This window comes from Pseudidiomarina andamanensis (assembly GCF_009734345.1).
Lineage (GTDB): Bacteria > Pseudomonadota > Gammaproteobacteria > Enterobacterales > Alteromonadaceae > Pseudidiomarina > Pseudidiomarina andamanensis.
Genome location: NZ_CP032551.1, coordinates 1,773,441 through 1,790,501, shown reverse-complemented (window position 1 = coordinate 1,790,501; position 17,061 = coordinate 1,773,441). Strand labels below are relative to the sequence as shown.

The following is a 17,061-nucleotide window of genomic DNA, read 5'->3' as shown; positions in this document are numbered from 1 at the left end:
GACGTTCTGCCCATGAAAAAGTTGTTGTTAGTTGTTGTCGCTTTCATGATGTTGCCGCTAAGTGCACAAGAATTTAAAGAAGACGTTCACTATGAAGTGATTGCAGAGCAAGGGACAGCGAAGCCAGAGATTAAAGAATTCTTCTCGTTTTACTGCATTCACTGCTACCGTTTTGAACCAATTGCAGCGGCAATGAAAGAAGCCTATCCACAGGCTTTTGAAAAGTCACACATTGTTTCTCATCCAACCCTTGAGCTGATGGCGCGTGGTTTTGCGGCAGCGAAGCTGTTCAAGAAAGAAGAAGCAATTAGCCAAGCGTTTTATGAGCGTATTCACGCGCAAAAGCAGCAAATCACCACAGAAGAGCAGCTACAGGCTATCTTCCATGTGAATGGCATTAGCAAAGACAAGTTTGAGAAAGCCATGAAGCATCCGTTGGTTGAGAAGCAAGTGAACGATATGGACCGCGATATGCGTGCCTATAACGTGAACGCGACGCCAACCTTTATTGTGAATGGTAAATATCGCCTTAAAACGGAAGGCTTCCGTGACAGCAAAGATTTCATGACTGATTTCGTGAAAGCGGCTGGATACTTACTCGAAAAGCAATAAGTTTGAAAGCAGGCTGTGCTTAGTTGAAAAATTCCGCTCGTACGCGGTTGATAATTTCATCTTTGCGCAGCCAACGCTTATTCATCCAATCTTGAAAGTGCGTTTTGAACGCTTCATCTGCAAAATAGTCACCAATTAAATCTTCGGTGACAGGCAACGTTTCCACATTTACATACACATCACGTAGCTGACCGCTCAGTAACTGCCATACGGCCGGCTTTTTATCATCAGGATAAACAATCGTAATATCTAATATGGCATCAAATTGATTGCCCATAATCTGCAATGCAAATGCCGTGCCGCCTGCTTTAGGAGGCAACAAGTGTTGAAACGAGCTATTTCGTTTTGCATGCTTCTCAGGGGTAAAGCGGGTGCCTTCGCAAAAGTTAATTACCGTAGTAGGAATATGGCGAAACTTCTGGCATTTCTTGCGAGTGGTTTCAATGTCTTTACCTTGTAGCTTTGGGTTTTTAGCTATTTGCTCGCGTGAATAACGCTTCATGAACGGCATGTCTAATGTCCAGCACCCGAGGCCAACAATCGGAACCCAAATCAACTGTTGTTTTAAGAAAAACCGCGGCATTGGCATGTTGCGACAAGCTAAGTGCATCAGTACCAGAATATCGACCCAGCTACGATGATTCGCCATGATCATATACCAACGGTCACGATGCAGTTGGCTGTCACCATCAATATGCCAGCGCATGGGTTGCGTGAGTCGAAATAGTACCGACATGGCATAACCCCATAAGCGAAAAACGGCATTGGCCCAAGTAGACAACACACGCTGCACAGCAGGTATTGGTAATAATAACTTTGGTAATCCCACCAAAATAATAATGGCACCAATCACTGCGGTGGAAACCAAAGCAAAAGTAAAATTAATTAATAATCGAAACGGAATCAGTAACGTTGTCAGCATGTTTGCGCCAAATTGTGCTTGTCATGATAGTTATGCGCCTATGATACCCATTTGCGAAATACTTGCCAGCTTCGGAAAAAGGCTCTAAAGTGTACTGTATATTTATACAGTATTTTGTGGCTGTTTTGCCGAGGTGAGCAATGGCGTATCCCGCACAAGTTGAAGCATTAGTGCAAAAAGGTTGGCTCTGGCAAGGCCAAGAAGTTCCTGCGCACAAAGCCGAGCAACAGTTTTTAAGCAGTGGTTGGGCTGAACTCGATACCCGCTTAGGTGGCGGTTGGCTACAAGGCAGTGTGAATGAATTACAAGTGCAGCAACCTTTTATTGGTGAGTTGGCGCTGTTGTTGCCTTTATTAGCGCAACCTCAAACGACGGCGCTATGGGTCAACCCGCCGGCTCAACCTTATGCGCCAGGGCTAAGCTATCAACATCTTGAGTTGCACCAGCAGGTGGTGGTGCAGGAGCCAGATGAGAAGCTGGCGCTATGGGCTGCTGAGCAAGCTTTGCAAAGCAATGCGATAGATACGGTTTTAATTTGGCATACGAGCTTAAGTGCAACGGCAGTGCGACGTTTACAACAAGCGGCAGAAGCACACCAGAAATTGGCATTTGTGATCACCCCTTGGCAACAACAAGAAGAAGCGCGTGCTTATGTTACTCGGCTTCAGCTTGAACGTGCCGATAGTTTATCAGTTCGCATCTTGAAGCGCCGTTTCGGTTGGCCATTGCCTGCGTTCCCTTGTGGTGTTGATTCTCGTTTACCGAGGCGTCGTCGTGCTTTATGAACGCTTGGTTATATCTTCATTTTCCACACCTGTTGCTGGATTATCAGTTGGCATTGCAGCCACCAGAACTCAGTGCCGTACCGCGCGCGTTAACACAAAACCACGCGGCACGGCGGAGTGTGGTGCAAGCCAATTCCGCCGCACTACAACAAGGTGTTGAAGTGGGCATGGCGGAGGTGCTAGCTAGCACCTTGGTGCCAGAACTTAAGTTGCATGACTATAACGCCAAACGTGAAAGCACCATGCTGACGCAGCTCGCTCAGGTGTTATATCAAGATATGGCGCAAATTGTGTTGTATCCGCCGCAAGGTCTGTTGTTTGAAGTGCAAAGTTTATTGCGGCTACATCAAGGCTTTGCTGGGGTGGTCGCACGCATGCAAGCACGCTTACAGCAATGGCCACTGCGCTATGTCTTAAGTAGTGGCTACAGTCCGCTATCGGCAAAGTTATTGGCCGCTTCGGGGTCTGCCGTACTCAGTGCCGAAGCTGAAGATGTGAAGGCGGCGATTAACAAATTACCTATTGAATATAGCGGTTTACCACCAGTACAAATCGACAAACTTCGAGATGTCGGATTACTGACCCTTGGTGCGGTGTTGCAGCTACCAAAAGCTGAGCTTGGTGTACGATTTGGTCGTGCCATGACGACATATGTTGCCGAACTTGCTGGTGAATTGTCGCTGCCTCAGCATTTTTATCATCCCCCCGATCGGTTTGATCAGCAGGTTGAGCTGAATACCGAGGTACATAGCTGGACCCAGCTTTTGTTTCCATTAAAGCGCTTGTTACAACAGGTTGAAAGCTTCTTAGAAATTCATCAGTGGAGTACTCGGGGGTTAGTGATTCGTGCTCATCACCGCAACGGACCAGCAACCCAAGTCCCGATTCAATTTGCCCATGCGGTGTGGCAACAGCGCGACTTGCTCAGCTTAAGCCAATTGCACTTAGAGCGACAAAAACTCAAACAGCCGGTATTAGCGCTAAGCGTTCGAGTACAACGTCCCGAACCACGCCAAGCTCGAGAACAAACCATGTTTGCCGCACCGCAAACACAGACTGATTCATTAAGTGCTTTAGTGAGTCGGTTGCAGGCACGTTTAGGCGAATCTAAGGTACAAAGTTTGCACGTGCATGATGATTGGCGACCGGAGTATCAAGGCGGTCTTAAGCCGTGGCAAGCCAAACCAGCCACCGCAACTCTATCGTTACGGCGCCCTTATTGGCTGTTACCCGAAGCGCAACCCATTGAGCGGCAGCAGTGGCAATTGCAATGGGGGCCAGAGCGAATCGTGAGTGGTTGGTGGAGTGCTGATACCGTTACCCGCGACTATTACATTGCGTTGGATAAGTGGCAGCGCCAAGGTTGGATTTACCAGAACGACAAAGGTTGGTTTTTGCATGGCTGGTTCAGTTAATTCAGAGGCAGTTGCCGTTGATCAACGCCCTGCTGCCCTGCATTGTTTAAGTAATTTTAGTTTTTTACGCGGTGGGTCACATCCGCACGAGTTGGTACAGCGCGCGGTAGATTGTGGTTATCAGGCCCTAGCCATTACCGATGAATGCTCTGTAGCAGGGGTGGTGCGCGCTTATGTTGCTGCGCGCGAACAACCACTACGACTGATTATTGGCAGTGAATTTTACCTAGAAAATATTGGCACACTGATTGTGTTGGTGCGTAATCGCCAAGGTTATGCGCAACTATGCCAACTCATCACAACGGCGCGAAACCGCAGTAAGAAAGGCAGTTATCAAGTTTTCCTTGATGATTTCACCAAGGCACTAACCCATTGCTCGCTGTTATGGCGACCGCTGTTCAAAGAGAGCTTTGAAGAGTCTGACAGTGCGTTGATCAAATCGACTGCAGAGCAATTAAAACAAGCATTCGGTAATTACTTTTGGCTCGCTTATAGCCGCCACTATCAAGCAGATGATGCGCAGCGTTATCGCCATTATCAGCAGCTAAGTGCCGAGCTGGTTATTCCCGTCGCTGCTGTATGTGAAGTGTGCTATCACGAGCCGCAACGGCAATCGCTACACGATGTGCTAGTCGCCATTCGCCGCCGCCAGCCATTAGAGACACAAGTGGCGCAGCTAAAACCGAATCAAGATTACTGCTTACGTACGCCTGAGCAACTGCAACAATGTTATACAGCCGACTGGTTGGCGCAAAGTATTGTGATCGCCAAGCAATGCTGCTTTTGTTTAAGCGAATTACGTTATGAATACCCAGCCGAATTGGTTCCAGAGGACAAAACCGCCAGTGAGCATTTGCGTGACCTTACCTACGTTGGTGCCCAACAGCGTTTTCCGCAAGGGTTACGCGATGATGTTAAAGCAAAGCTCGAAAAAGAGCTGCAACTGATAGCTCAGTTGGGATACGAGTATTTCTTTCTCACCATTCATGATTTAGTTCAATTTGCTCAGCAACGCGGCATTTTGTACCAAGGGCGAGGCTCTGCAGCGAATTCAGTCGTCTGTTACTGCTTACAAATAACGGCAGTAAACCCCGATCAAATTGATGTTTTATTCGAGCGCTTTATATCAGCAGAACGGGATGAGCCGCCCGATATCGATGTCGATTTTGAACATGAACGTCGTGAAGAAGTCATTCAGTATATTTATCAAAAATACGGACGGCACCGAGCAGCCCTAGCCGCAACGGTCATTCGTTACCGCTTACGCAGTGCATTGCCTGATGTTGGCAAAGCGTTGGGCTTCCATGAGCAAGAATTACGCCATTACTTACGTCAGATCGATCGTCGCGACCAACACAGTAGCTGGCAACAACAGTTATTAGAGAAAGTACCTGGGCTTGGCAAAACTCATCGTGGGCATTGTTTATTGACGCTGACAGACGCGATACTAGGTTTCCCTCGGCATCTATCTCAGCATGTTGGTGGCTTTGTGATTGCTTCCACAGAGCTATCCGATTTAGTGCCAGTAGAAAATGCGAGTATGCCAGAGCGCACAGTCATTCAGTGGGACAAAGATGATTTAGAAACATTACGGCTCATAAAAGTCGATGTGCTGGCACTCGGCATGCTGACAGCTATTCGCAAAATGCTGCAATTGATTCAACAACATCATCAGCGCGAGCTTGGTCTGGCAGATATTCCCCAAGAAGATGCCAAGGTGTATCAGATGTTACAACGCGCCGATTCCATTGGTGTGTTCCAAATTGAGTCGCGGGCGCAAATGAATATGCTGCCCCGCCTCCGGCCGCAGACGTTTTATGACTTGGTGGTGCAAATAGCCATTGTCCGGCCTGGCCCCATTCAAGGTGACATGGTTCATCCGTATTTACGCCGACGTGCTGGTCTTGAGCCCATCACCTTTCCAAGCGAGGCAGTCAAACAAGTATTAGAGCGCACCTTAGGGGTGCCAATTTTCCAAGAACAAGTGATCAAGCTCGCCATGGTGGCCGCCGGATTCAGTGGTGGCGAGGCCGATCAACTACGCCGTGCTATGGCGAACTGGAAAAGCTCAGGTGAGCTGCGCCAGTTTGAAAGCAAATTAATTAAAGGCATGCGTGAGCGTGGTTATAGTGAAGAATTCGCGCAGCGGATTTTTCAGCAAATATGTGGTTTTGGCGAGTATGGCTTTCCAGAGTCGCATTCGGCCAGTTTTGCTAACTTAGCTTACGCTTCGGCATGGCTGAAGTACTATTACCCCGTGGCATTCTATTGTGCCTTACTCAATAGCCTTCCGATGGGATTCTATTCAGCGAATCAGTTGATTCAGGATGCGCGGCGGCATCACATCACAGTGCTCCCTGCCGACATTCAACAGAGTACCTGGCATCATCAACTTGAAGCTGGCGCTTTAGGCATGCAACTGCGTTTGGGGCTACGATTGATTAAAGGTCTTTCGCAATCACGTATCGACGCTTTACTGGCAAAGCGTCCCGCGCAAGGTTTTCAGTCGTTACAGCAGTTACGTGATTTGGGCCTTAGCGGCCCCGACTTACATAAATTAGCAACTGCTGATGTGTTAGGGTCATTAGCTGGGCATCGTTACCAAAGCCAATGGCAAAGCTTGGCCTTGCAGGCTGAGCAATTACCCCTATTTATAGACCAACTCGCTGAGCCTGCCACCAACCTACTACCACCAGCTGAGTTTCAAGACATCGCGGTTGACTATCGAAGCACTGGGGTTTCATTGCGTCGCCACCCGCTGGCGTTGCTACGTGAGCAACAGCAACTTAAAGGTTATAAATTAGCGAGTGAACTGGCGCAATGTCGGCATAAACAGCTTGTGCGTGTTGCTGGGTTAGTCACTTGCCGGCAGCGTCCGGGTACCGCATCGGGGGTCACTTTCGTCACGCTCGAAGATGAATCTGGTTTGATTAATATTGTTATCTGGCAAAAAACCGCGCGCGATTTTCGCCAAGCCTATCTCACGGCTCAACTATTAAAAGTGAAAGGTATTGTTGAGATTCATGGGGAGGTGATTCATGTTATCGCTGCGCATTTAGAGGATGGCACAGAGCAGTTAGCACAACTTGGGGTATCGGCTAACCGCTCGCGTGATTTCCACTAATGGTTCTATATAGCGGTTACGTGCAGCAAATAGTCTTCTTTTAAGATCACATAGTTGGCGGCGGACTGCGGTAAGAATTTTAATTCTTCTTCTGTTAGTGGCCGTGCTTCTTTAACTGGGCTGCCAACATATAAATGACCACTCTTTAATGTCTTACCTGGTGGCACCAAACTGCCTGCGCCAATAATCACATCATCCTCAACAACCGCACCATCCATGATTACCGCCGACATACCAATAAGAACACGGTTACCTATTTCACAGCCGTGCAACATCACGTGATGGCCTACGGTCACATCATCGCCAATAATTAATGGATGTCCTTGCGGATTGTTTTCACTGGTACGACTAACATGTAGTACACAGTTATCCTGTACGTTGGTACGCGCACCAATCCGAATCTTATTCACGTCGCCACGAGCAGATACCAATGGCCACACGCTACTATGTTCACCAATGTGCACATCACCAACAATTACCGTACTACTATCTATATAAACATGTTCACCGAACTGCGGTTCAATACCGCGATAACTACGAATATCGCCATTCATGCTCTATTACCTCTAAAACTCAGCCAAAATGTTATATTTTTGATCTTACTAAATCATACCTTAAAGACTAGCAGAAACCGCCACTGCTGGCGAATCAAGCAAATTACGTCGCTTTTTGAATCGCTTCGTTCATAAAATCGGCAGTTGGCAAAAAAACACATAAAAATGTCAAAAAGGCGCTTGACGCGGCCAGTTAAATCTCTAAAATGCGCCCCACGCTTGAGGCAGACAACGAAGTCGCCAAAAGCAGATGTTTTGAGTCAGAAAAAATTTCGCCGAAAGGCTTGACACAAAACGCCAAGGCTGTAGAATGCGCAGCCTCGCTCAACGCAGCGAAACGTTCTTTAACAATATACCAAGCCAAGCAAACTGTGTGGGCACTTACCGGATTCAGGCAGAGAAAGCATCTTCGGATGCAAAAAAGTATCTTCGGATACACCTGACTGATTGGAAAAGTGCTTAACAAATTAAGATTTATTAAGTCATTGATTCAATGGGTCGATTAAACACTTTAAACTGAAGAGTTTGATCATGGCTCAGATTGAACGCTGGCGGCAGGCCTAACACATGCAAGTCGAGCGGCAGCGGGGAGTAGCTTGCTACTTTGCCGGCGAGCGGCGGACGGGTGAGTAATGCTTGGGAACTTGCCTTTAGGAGGGGGATAACCACGGGAAACTGTGGCTAATACCGCATAATGTCTACGGACCAAAGCAGGGGCTCTTCGGACCTTGCACCTAGAGATAGGCCCAAGTGAGATTAGCTAGTTGGTGGGGTAAAGGCCCACCAAGGCGACGATCTCTAGCTGTTCTGAGAGGATGATCAGCCACACTGGGACTGAGACACGGCCCAGACTCCTACGGGAGGCAGCAGTGGGGAATATTGCACAATGGGGGAAACCCTGATGCAGCCATGCCGCGTGTGTGAAGAAGGCCTTCGGGTTGTAAAGCACTTTCAGTGGTGAGGAAGGATGTAAGATTAATACTCTTGCATATTGACGTTAGCCACAGAAGAAGCACCGGCTAACTCCGTGCCAGCAGCCGCGGTAATACGGAGGGTGCAAGCGTTAATCGGAATTACTGGGCGTAAAGCGTACGTAGGCGGCTTGTTAAGCAAGATGTGAAAGCCCCGGGCTCAACCTGGGAATGGCATTTTGAACTGGCAGGCTCGAGTTCTGAAGAGGGTGGTAGAATTTCCTGTGTAGCGGTGAAATGCGTAGATATAGGAAGGAATACCGGTGGCGAAGGCGGCCACCTGGTCAGAAACTGACGCTGAGGTACGAAAGCGTGGGGAGCAAACAGGATTAGATACCCTGGTAGTCCACGCCGTAAACGATGTCAACTAGTTGTTCGTGTCATAAACGATGTGAGTAACGCAGCTAACGCACTAAGTTGACCGCCTGGGGAGTACGGCCGCAAGGTTAAAACTCAAATGAATTGACGGGGGCCCGCACAAGCGGTGGAGCATGTGGTTTAATTCGATGCAACGCGAAGAACCTTACCATCCCTTGACATCCAGTGAATTTTCTAGAGATAGATTAGTGCCTTCGGGAACACTGAGACAGGTGCTGCATGGCTGTCGTCAGCTCGTGTTGTGAGATGTTGGGTTAAGTCCCGCAACGAGCGCAACCCTTATCCTTAGTTGCCAGCACGTAAAGGTGGGAACTCTGGGGAGACTGCCGGTGATAAACCGGAGGAAGGTGGGGACGACGTCAAGTCATCATGGCCCTTACGGGATGGGCTACACACGTGCTACAATGGCGCGTACAATGGGAAGCTAACTCGCGAGAGTGTGCGGATCTCAAAAAGCGCGTCGTAGTCCGGATTGGAGTCTGCAACTCGACTCCATGAAGTCGGAATCGCTAGTAATCGTGGATCAGAATGCCACGGTGAATACGTTCCCGGGCCTTGTACACACCGCCCGTCACACCATGGGAGTGGGCTGCACCAGAAGTAGATAGCTTAACCTTCGGGAGGGCGTTTACCACGGTGTGGTTCATGACTGGGGTGAAGTCGTAACAAGGTAGCCGTAGGGGAACCTGCGGCTGGATCACCTCCTTATGAAAAAGCCTTGAAGAAGTTAAGTGCTCACACAGATTGCCTGGTTTGGTAGAAGTAACGGATAGAAACTGGGTCTGTAGCTCAGCTGGTTAGAGCGCACCCCTGATAAGGGTGAGGTCGGTAGTTCAAGTCTACTCAGACCCACCACTTCTGCGGTTATGCTGCGTTGGAAAGCCACTCACATACTGATGTATGCTTCGTGCCTTCCCGCCTTGCCTAACCTTGAAGTTAGTCTTATCGGTTTGTTGTGTTTGGTTTGGTTGTTGTTTGACGAACAACGAATAACCAATAACGAACAACGAAACGGGGCCATAGCTCAGCTGGGAGAGCGCCTGCCTTGCACGCAGGAGGTCAGCGGTTCGATCCCGCTTGGCTCCACCACTTCCTATCCATTGCGAAGTTAGCGCTAAATCCTACGATTTAGCAGTAACTTTGTGTTACGACGCTCTTTAACAATATGAACAAGCTGATTGTAATAAAGTAATGAAATGCCACTCTACTTGAAACACCATTTTGGTAGAGGCGTATCGAACTTGTGTACAGCATAGAGAACAGCCCATGCGATTCGAATAAACATTTTCGGGTTGTATGGTTAAGTGACTAAGCGTAGACGGTGGATGCCTAGGCAGTTGGAGGCGATGAAGGACGTACTAACTTGCGATAAGCCATGATGAGGCAGTAAGAGCCGTTATAGTCATGGATTTCCGAATGGGGAAACCCACTGAGCTTGCTCAGTATCCTTAGGTGAATACATAGCCTAAGGAAGCGAACCCGGAGAACTGAAACATCTAAGTACCCGGAGGAAAAGAAATCAACCGAGATTTCCCTAGTAGCGGCGAGCGAACGGGAAGTAGCCCTTAAGCAATCATGGTTTTAGTGGAACAAGCTGGAAAGCTTGACGATACAGGGTGATAGTCCCGTACACGACGAAGCGATGAATGTGAAAACGAGTAGGTCGGGACACGTGTTATCTTGACTGAATATGGGGGGACCATCCTCCAAGGCTAAATACTCCCAACTGACCGATAGTGAACCAGTACCGTGAGGGAAAGGCGAAAAGAACCCCGGCGAGGGGAGTGAAATAGAACCTGAAACCGTCTACGTACAAGCAGTAGGAGCACCTTCGTGGTGTGACTGCGTACCTTTTGTATAATGGGTCAGCGACTTATATTTTGTAGCAAGGTTAACCGTATAGGGGAGCCGTAGGGAAACCGAGTCTTAACTGGGCGCTTGAGTTGCAAGGTATAGACCCGAAACCGGGCGATCTATCCATGAGCAGGTTGAAGATTGAGTAACATCAATTGGAGGACCGAACCCACATCTGTTGAAAAAGATGGGGATGACTTGTGGATCGGAGTGAAAGGCTAATCAAGCCCGGAGATAGCTGGTTCTCCCCGAAATCTATTTAGGTAGAGCCTCGGACGAATACCACTGGGGGTAGAGCACTGTTTGGGCTAGGGGGTCATCCCGACTTACCAACCCCATGCAAACTCCGAATACCAGTGAGTACTATCCGGGAGACACACGGCGGGTGCTAACGTCCGTCGTGAAGAGGGAAACAACCCAGACCGCCAGCTAAGGTCCCAAAGTCATGGCTAAGTGGGAAACGATGTGGGAAGGCTCAGACAGCTAGGAGGTTGGCTTAGAAGCAGCCATCCTTTAAAGAAAGCGTAATAGCTCACTAGTCGAGTCGGCCTGCGCGGAAGATGTAACGGGGCTAAGCCATGCACCGAAGCTGCGGCAGCAACGATGTTGCTGGGTAGGGGAGCGTTCTGTAAGCCGTTGAAGGTGTGTTGAGAAGCATGCTGGAGGTATCAGAAGTGCGAATGCTGACATGAGTAACGATAATGGGGGTGAAAAACCCCCACGCCGGAAGACCAAGGTTTCCTATCCCATGCTAATCAGGGTAGGGTAAGTCGGCCCCTAAGGCGAGGCCGAGAGGCGTAGTCGATGGGAATCAGGTTAATATTCCTGAACCGACATGTACTGCGATGGGGGGACGGAGAAGGCTAGGCAAGCCGGGTGTTGGTTATCCCGGTGAAAGTATGTAGGTTGGTTGCTTAGGAAAATCCGGGCGACTAAGACTGAGATACGAGACGAGCATCCACGGATGCGAAGTTGTTGATGCCCTGCTTCCAGGAAAAGCCTCTAAGCTTCAGGTACATGTTGACCGTACCCGAAACCGACACAGGTGGTCAGGTAGAGAATACTAAGGCGCTTGAGAGAACTCGGGTGAAGGAACTAGGCAAAATAGTACCGTAACTTCGGGAGAAGGTACGCCAGAGCTAGTGAACCCCTTGCGGGGGGAGCTGGAGCTGGCCGCAGTGACCAGGTGGCTGGGACTGTTTATTAAAAACACAGCACTCTGCAAAATCGAAAGATGACGTATAGGGTGTGACACCTGCCCGGTGCCGGAAGGTTAATTGATGGGGTTAGCGTAAGCGAAGCTCTTGATCGAAGCCCCGGTAAACGGCGGCCGTAACTATAACGGTCCTAAGGTAGCGAAATTCCTTGTCGGGTAAGTTCCGACCTGCACGAATGGTGTAACCATGGCCACGCTGTCTCCACCCGAGACTCAGTGAAATTGAAATCGCCGTGAAGATGCGGTGTACCCGCGGCTAGACGGAAAGACCCCGTGAACCTTTACTACAGCTTGGCACTGAACATTGAACCTCCATGTGTAGGATAGGTGGGAGGCTATGAAGCGTTGGCGCTAGTTGACGTGGAGCCATCCTTGAAATACCACCCTTGTATGTTTGATGTTCTAACTTAGGTCCCTTATCGGGATCGAGGACAGTGCCTGGTGGGTAGTTTGACTGGGGCGGTCTCCTCCCAAAGAGTAACGGAGGAGCACGAAGGTTGGCTAAGTACGGTCGGACATCGTACGGTTAGTGTAATGGCACAAGCCAGCTTAACTGCGAGACAGACACGTCGAGCAGGTGCGAAAGCAGGTCATAGTGATCCGGTGGTTCTGAATGGAAGGGCCATCGCTCAACGGATAAAAGGTACTCCGGGGATAACAGGCTGATACCGCCCAAGAGTTCATATCGACGGCGGTGTTTGGCACCTCGATGTCGGCTCATCACATCCTGGGGCTGTAGTCGGTCCCAAGGGTATGGCTGTTCGCCATTTAAAGTGGTACGCGAGCTGGGTTTAGAACGTCGTGAGACAGTTCGGTCCCTATCTGCCGTGGGCGTTTGAGAGTTGAGAGGGGTTGCTCCTAGTACGAGAGGACCGGAGTGAACGAACCTCTGGTGTTCGGGTTGTCACGCCAGTGGCACTGCCCGGTAGCTATGTTCGGAATCGATAACCGCTGAAAGCATCTAAGCGGGAAGCGAGCCTCAAGATAAGCTCTCACTGACATGTAATTGTCCTGAAGGGTTGTTGGAGACTACAACGTTGATAGGCGGGGTGTGGAAGCGTAGTAATGCGTTGAGCTAACCCGTACTAATTGCCCGTGAGGCTTAACCATACAACACCGAAGGTGTTTATGGCTGTGAGCCAAGGCACAAGTTCGAGCTTTTACCAAAGAATGGCTCTGTAGAGTGGTTCATTACCGTATTGAAGAAACAATCAGCGCGTTTATATTGTTTAACAGTTTTTGCCTGGCGGCCATAGCGAAGTGGAACCACCTGATCCATTCCGAACTCAGTAGTGAAACGCTTCAGCGCCGATGGTAGTGTGGGGCTTCCCCATGTGAGAGTAGGACACTGCCAGGCTTCAAATACGACGAGACCCCGAGCTAACGCTCGGGGTTTTTTCGTTTAAGAACCCCAAAAAGCGTTATTGGTTGTTCGTTACTCGTTATTCGTGGGGGGGGGCTTTTTCGACTAACGAATAACGAGTAACGAGTAACGAGTAACCAATAACGAATAACGAATAACGAATAACGCTCTTCGCCTTTGCTTTTCATTCGAAAAATTAGAATATATTCCTCTAAATTATCCCATATCTTCCTTTTTAAACTCAGCTACACTGCTTATGTGAACAAACACAGGGCGTACTTATGCTGAAGAACACCACAAATTCCTATGGATGGATTGCCATCGTCATACATTGGCTAAGCGCATTGATGGTTATTGGCCTCTTTGCGCTGGGTTACTGGATGTTGACCCTTGGTTATTACGATAGCTGGTACCGACTTGGCCCGTGGTGGCATAAGTCGTTTGGTATCACGTTGTTGGCACTCACCGTCATCCGGTTACTGTGGAAGTTCTTTAACGCAACGCCGAAACCATTAGGTACGCACTTTGACCAAGTTGGTGCACGAGTAGGACACGCACTGATATATGCCCTGTTGTTGGTAACGATGGTGAGTGGTTATTTGATCTCGACTGCTGATGGCCGTGGAATCTCGGTGTTTGACTGGTTTGAAATACCGGCCCTAATCACGAGTATTCCGCAGCAAGAAGATATTGCCGGCGCAGTGCATTGGTATACCGCTTTAGCCTTGGTCATTCTTGCTGCTGGGCATGCGCTTGCGGCCCTAAAGCACCACTTTGTAAATAAAGATTCAACTTTGACCCGTATGTTAGTCGCCAAACGTAACCAATCGAATAACGACTAACCAACAACGAATAACGTTTTACCCAAGGAGATTTATCATGAAAAAGTTAGCACTAGCCGCAGTTATCTCAGCGTCACTACTAGGCGCAAGCCAAGCCAATGCCGCTGATTATGTGATTGATACTGAAGGTGCGCACGCATTCGTACAGTTTAAAATCAGTCATTTAGGTTATAGCTGGTTGCTTGGCCGTTTTAACGACTTCGAAGGGACGTTCAGCTACGATGAAGCGAATCCAAGCGCAGCGAAGGTTGAAGTGACCATTGATGTTGCGAGCTTAGACAGTAACCACGCTGAGCGCGACAAGCACTTACGTAGCGGCGACTTCTTTAATGTTAGCGAGTATCCAGAAGCGAAATTTGTATCAACCAGCTACGCGCCGAAAGGCGATGGCACCGGCGTACTCACAGGTAACTTTACTTTGCATGGCACGACGAAAGAAATCGCTATTGATGTGAAAGAAATCGGTGCAGGTCAAGACCCATGGGGTGGCTTCCGCCGTGGTTTTGAAGGTGCTGTGACGTTAACGCCAGCAGAATTCGGTATGGATTATGATTTAGGTCCAGCGTCAGAAACTGTCGAAATCTTCTTATCGATTGAAGGTATTCGTCAGTAAGTTTGAATTGCCAAGAGGCTTGCGGTTAAACCCGCAAGCCTTCTCGGTAACACTTCAGGGCATTGGCGGTATCGCCAAGTGCATCATAGGTCTGGGCAAGATCAAATAGTACCCGTTGTGATGGTGCTAAATCAGCTGCACGGCGGAGTGCACGCTGAGCCAGTGCAAAATCTTTCGTTTGTAATGCCATCTGACCAATCGCTTGTAATAAGAATGGATCGTCAGGTTTTTTCTTGAGGCCATCTTGAACGATATCGCGTAGCTCTGGTCCAGCAACGAGTAACTGTTTCTCAAGTAAATAAGCAATATCCAGCTCACCGCGTTTTAGTGCACGTGCAGCAACTTTATCCGCGGCAGCAGTAGCGTCAAATGTTTTTAAGGCACGTAAATAGGCTCGACGAATCGCTTTATTACGGCGTTGATCGCGCGTTAGCGCTTGCCAATAATCTTGTAACGCACTCGCACTGCTACGCCCTGCTTCAAGCATTAAATGAAAGTAGGTTTCTTCGATTAACGCTTCAAATTCTGTATCGCTAATCAGCTGCTGTTGTTCGGCAGCAGGCAAAAGCCCAGCGATATCACGATAACGATGCTGATGACGAAAGCCGATAATCGCTTGGCGTAATAATTCAGGGTGACGAGGATAGTCTTTCAAAAGAGCACGTAATTGCGTCAATCGGCTCTCGATGCTTTCAGGATTTTCGCGCAGTGCAAAAATCATCTCAGCCACAGCAAGTTCAGCATTCTGGTCGGTATGAGTCAGCCATTCGCGAGCTTGCTTCACATCACCAACCTGCTGTGCAGCGTAAGCTGCTAACAATGCATCATTTGGTTGCTTGCGTAATTGCCAGGCACGATTTGCCGCGCGTGAGCTTCCCGCGTAGTCACCATGATTCAAACTGACTAATGCATCGTGAAATGCCGCTTCGGCTTTTTGCTGGCGACGATTACCAAACCAACGAACGCCCCATTTTGTACCGCGAATTAACCGTGCAATGAATGCGATAACCGCGCGCAAAATAATGACTGCAATGATTAATAGAATGAGTGCGGCGACCACGCTCGTTTCGACTGTATAGGAACCGACCGAAATCAACACATAACCGGTGTTACCCGACCACAACGGGCCCAATAACAGGCCGGCAATGAACAGGACAATAACAACCAAGGCAGTTTTCATCGACTTAACCTCCTTGGTTAGTTTGAGCGATTTGATTCGCGAGACGCTCAAGCTGCGTCGTAGAATTTAAGGCCGCCGGAAAGTCGGGTTGCAGCTGAACCCCTTTCAGCGCTTGTAGTTCGTCAATGAAACGACTTAAGTCGGCGTCGTTGACTTGCCCTTGGAGGCTAGTCAGCAACGTTATCGCTTCATTTATATTGGCTTCATAAACCGCTTGAGAGCCTTTCATGGCGGCTTGTTGACCAAGCTGAAGTTGCAATAATAAGCGTTGTTGCAAAACATCGAAGTATGCATCAGCAATCATCGGTTCAACCGGTGTGTCACGGCGTTGTACGCGCACAAACTGTTGCAATAAGGTGTTAACGCTACGCTTAAGGTTACTTAGCCAACTGTCGTCTGCGGCAGTGATTGCTTCGTCACTCGACATGGCGACTTGCTGGTACCATTGACTACGAGCCACTTGATCACGCAACGTTCCGAGCTTCAAACTCACGGCGTCAATTTGGCTTTCAGGCAGTTGTTCAAGTAACGCGATATCATTCGCCAACGCTTGACGTGCTTGCATGTGTGCTGGGTTATCAAGCGCAATAATGTGTGATTCAGCTAACCGCAAAAATGCCAATGCGGCGTTCGCATCTTGTTCAATCCAAAGCTTAGTGGATGCACGTTCAGCTAAGTTGCGAGCTTCATAAATGCGCCAGTTTGATTCCTGCGAAATATCGAGATTTGCAAGCTCAGCTTGTACCGATTGCACCGCCAATTGGTAATCATTAATGATTTGTTGCTGTCGGCCTAACTGTGAATCGACGCGTTGCTCTAAGCTCTCAACAGATGAGCGAACCGTCGCACTAACCGCTTGTTCGAGGTTATCTAAACGTCCTTGTAGTTGCTCAATGGTTGCTGCTGAAGCTTCTTGCTGTTGTGCCATTGAAGTAATTTGTTGCTGATGCATTGGCCAAATGCGCGTATAGCCAAACCACAGTGCAACTATAATGAGCGCAGTAAGTAGCACCACGATGATCCAGGCAATGACCCCAGAGTTTCGTTTCGGTGCCTTTTCGGAACTTTTCTTTGTAGTACTTTCAGTCGTGCTGGCAGTCACCTTCGGAGTGGCTTTCACCGTTGGCGCCTCAGTCTTTGGCGGCGCGGCTTCGGTTGCTGGCTGCTTTGGTGCAGGCGCTTTGGCTTGCTCATCAGTTGCAGGCTTTTGCTTTTTCGACTCACTCATGGAC

Annotated in this window: 10 protein-coding genes, 2 tRNA genes and 3 rRNA genes; 11 read left to right on the top strand and 4 right to left on the bottom strand. The window is 48.9% G+C overall.

Annotation, left to right across the window (positions count from 1 at the left end):
- The first annotated feature begins 12 nt into the window (after positions 1 to 12).
- Entirely contained in the window at positions 13 to 612 is a 600-nt protein-coding gene (locus D3795_RS08445; RefSeq protein WP_156267875.1) for a thiol:disulfide interchange protein DsbA/DsbL, read from the top strand.
- Positions 613 to 631: 19 nt separating this feature from the next.
- Here D3795_RS08445 and D3795_RS08440 read toward each other — a convergent pair whose 3' ends face one another.
- Positions 632 to 1,534, bottom strand: a complete 903-nt coding sequence (locus tag D3795_RS08440) for an acyltransferase (protein WP_156267873.1) — start codon at positions 1,532 to 1,534, stop codon at positions 632 to 634.
- Between the two features lie 140 nt (positions 1,535 to 1,674).
- Here D3795_RS08440 and imuA point away from each other — a divergent pair, with 140 nt between their 5' ends.
- Genes imuA through D3795_RS08425 form a run of 3 tightly spaced genes read left to right on the top strand, consistent with a single transcriptional unit; the run spans position 1,675 to position 6,858 of the window.
- Positions 1,675 to 2,319 (top strand): translesion DNA synthesis-associated protein ImuA, encoded by a 645-nt coding sequence (gene imuA, locus D3795_RS08435; protein WP_156267871.1) that lies wholly within the window; start codon positions 1,675 to 1,677, stop codon positions 2,317 to 2,319.
- Positions 2,316 to 3,734 carry a Y-family DNA polymerase gene (locus tag D3795_RS08430; RefSeq protein ID WP_156267869.1) on the top strand — a complete coding sequence of 473 codons (1,419 nt, stop codon included), beginning with the start codon at positions 2,316 to 2,318 and terminating at the stop codon, positions 3,732 to 3,734. The genes imuA and D3795_RS08430 overlap by 4 nt, the downstream gene beginning before the upstream one ends.
- The gene (locus tag D3795_RS08425; RefSeq protein WP_156267867.1) at positions 3,718 to 6,858 is read left to right on the top strand and encodes an error-prone DNA polymerase; all 3,141 of its coding nucleotides are present in this window, start codon (positions 3,718 to 3,720) and stop codon (positions 6,856 to 6,858) included. The genes D3795_RS08430 and D3795_RS08425 overlap by 17 nt, the downstream gene beginning before the upstream one ends.
- A gap of 5 nt (positions 6,859 to 6,863) precedes the next feature.
- On the opposite strand, the gene D3795_RS08420 is transcribed toward D3795_RS08425, so the two are convergent.
- Positions 6,864 to 7,412: a gamma carbonic anhydrase family protein gene (locus D3795_RS08420; protein WP_156267865.1), complete on the bottom strand. Its 549-nt coding sequence runs from the start codon at positions 7,410 to 7,412 to the stop codon at positions 6,864 to 6,866.
- A gap of 513 nt (positions 7,413 to 7,925) precedes the next feature.
- Here D3795_RS08420 and D3795_RS08415 point away from each other — a divergent pair.
- The 7 genes from D3795_RS08415 (at position 7,926) to D3795_RS08385 (ending at position 14,649) form a co-directional block, all read left to right on the top strand.
- Positions 7,926 to 9,469: ribosomal RNA gene (locus D3795_RS08415) — 16S ribosomal RNA — on the top strand.
- Between the two features lie 70 nt (positions 9,470 to 9,539).
- Positions 9,540 to 9,616: transfer RNA gene (locus D3795_RS08410), tRNA-Ile, on the top strand.
- A 158-nt stretch (positions 9,617 to 9,774) separates the two neighbouring features.
- Positions 9,775 to 9,850, top strand: a tRNA-Ala gene (locus tag D3795_RS08405).
- A 209-nt stretch (positions 9,851 to 10,059) separates the two neighbouring features.
- Positions 10,060 to 12,941 (top strand): 23S ribosomal RNA (locus D3795_RS08400).
- Between the two features lie 132 nt (positions 12,942 to 13,073).
- A 5S ribosomal RNA gene (rrf, locus tag D3795_RS08395) occupies positions 13,074 to 13,188 on the top strand.
- The 16S, 23S and 5S rRNA genes sit together here with 2 tRNA genes alongside, the layout of an rRNA operon.
- Before the next feature lie 287 nt (positions 13,189 to 13,475).
- Positions 13,476 to 14,036 (top strand): cytochrome b, encoded by a 561-nt coding sequence (locus tag D3795_RS08390; protein WP_156267863.1) that lies wholly within the window; start codon positions 13,476 to 13,478, stop codon positions 14,034 to 14,036.
- A 37-nt stretch (positions 14,037 to 14,073) separates the two neighbouring features.
- Positions 14,074 to 14,649 carry a YceI family protein gene (locus D3795_RS08385; RefSeq protein WP_156267861.1) on the top strand — a complete coding sequence of 192 codons (576 nt, stop codon included), beginning with the start codon at positions 14,074 to 14,076 and terminating at the stop codon, positions 14,647 to 14,649.
- A 25-nt stretch (positions 14,650 to 14,674) separates the two neighbouring features.
- Here the strand turns inward: D3795_RS08385 and D3795_RS08380 are convergent, their stop codons facing one another.
- A complete protein-coding gene (locus D3795_RS08380; RefSeq protein WP_156267859.1) occupies positions 14,675 to 15,829 on the bottom strand; it encodes a heme biosynthesis HemY N-terminal domain-containing protein in 1,155 nt (384 codons plus the stop codon).
- Positions 15,830 to 15,833: 4 nt separating this feature from the next.
- Entirely contained in the window at positions 15,834 to 17,057 is a 1,224-nt protein-coding gene (locus tag D3795_RS08375; protein WP_156267857.1) for a uroporphyrinogen-III C-methyltransferase, read from the bottom strand.
- Positions 17,058 to 17,061 lie beyond the last annotated feature (4 nt).

Bases quoted from the DNA above. Each gene is read 5' to 3' on its own strand.
- D3795_RS08445 (WP_156267875.1), top strand. From the start codon at position 13: ATGAAAAAGTTGTTGTTAGTTGTTGTCGCTTTCATGATGTTGCCGCTA.
- D3795_RS08440 (WP_156267873.1), bottom strand. From the start codon at position 1,534: ATGCTGACAACGTTACTGATTCCGTTTCGATTATTAATTAATTTTACT.
- imuA (WP_156267871.1), top strand. From the start codon at position 1,675: ATGGCGTATCCCGCACAAGTTGAAGCATTAGTGCAAAAAGGTTGGCTC.
- D3795_RS08430 (WP_156267869.1), top strand. From the start codon at position 2,316: ATGAACGCTTGGTTATATCTTCATTTTCCACACCTGTTGCTGGATTAT.
- D3795_RS08425 (WP_156267867.1), top strand. From the start codon at position 3,718: ATGGCTGGTTCAGTTAATTCAGAGGCAGTTGCCGTTGATCAACGCCCT.
- D3795_RS08420 (WP_156267865.1), bottom strand. From the start codon at position 7,412: ATGAATGGCGATATTCGTAGTTATCGCGGTATTGAACCGCAGTTCGGT.
- D3795_RS08390 (WP_156267863.1), top strand. From the start codon at position 13,476: ATGCTGAAGAACACCACAAATTCCTATGGATGGATTGCCATCGTCATA.
- D3795_RS08385 (WP_156267861.1), top strand. From the start codon at position 14,074: ATGAAAAAGTTAGCACTAGCCGCAGTTATCTCAGCGTCACTACTAGGC.
- D3795_RS08380 (WP_156267859.1), bottom strand. From the start codon at position 15,829: ATGAAAACTGCCTTGGTTGTTATTGTCCTGTTCATTGCCGGCCTGTTA.
- D3795_RS08375 (WP_156267857.1), bottom strand. From the start codon at position 17,057: ATGAGTGAGTCGAAAAAGCAAAAGCCTGCAACTGATGAGCAAGCCAAA.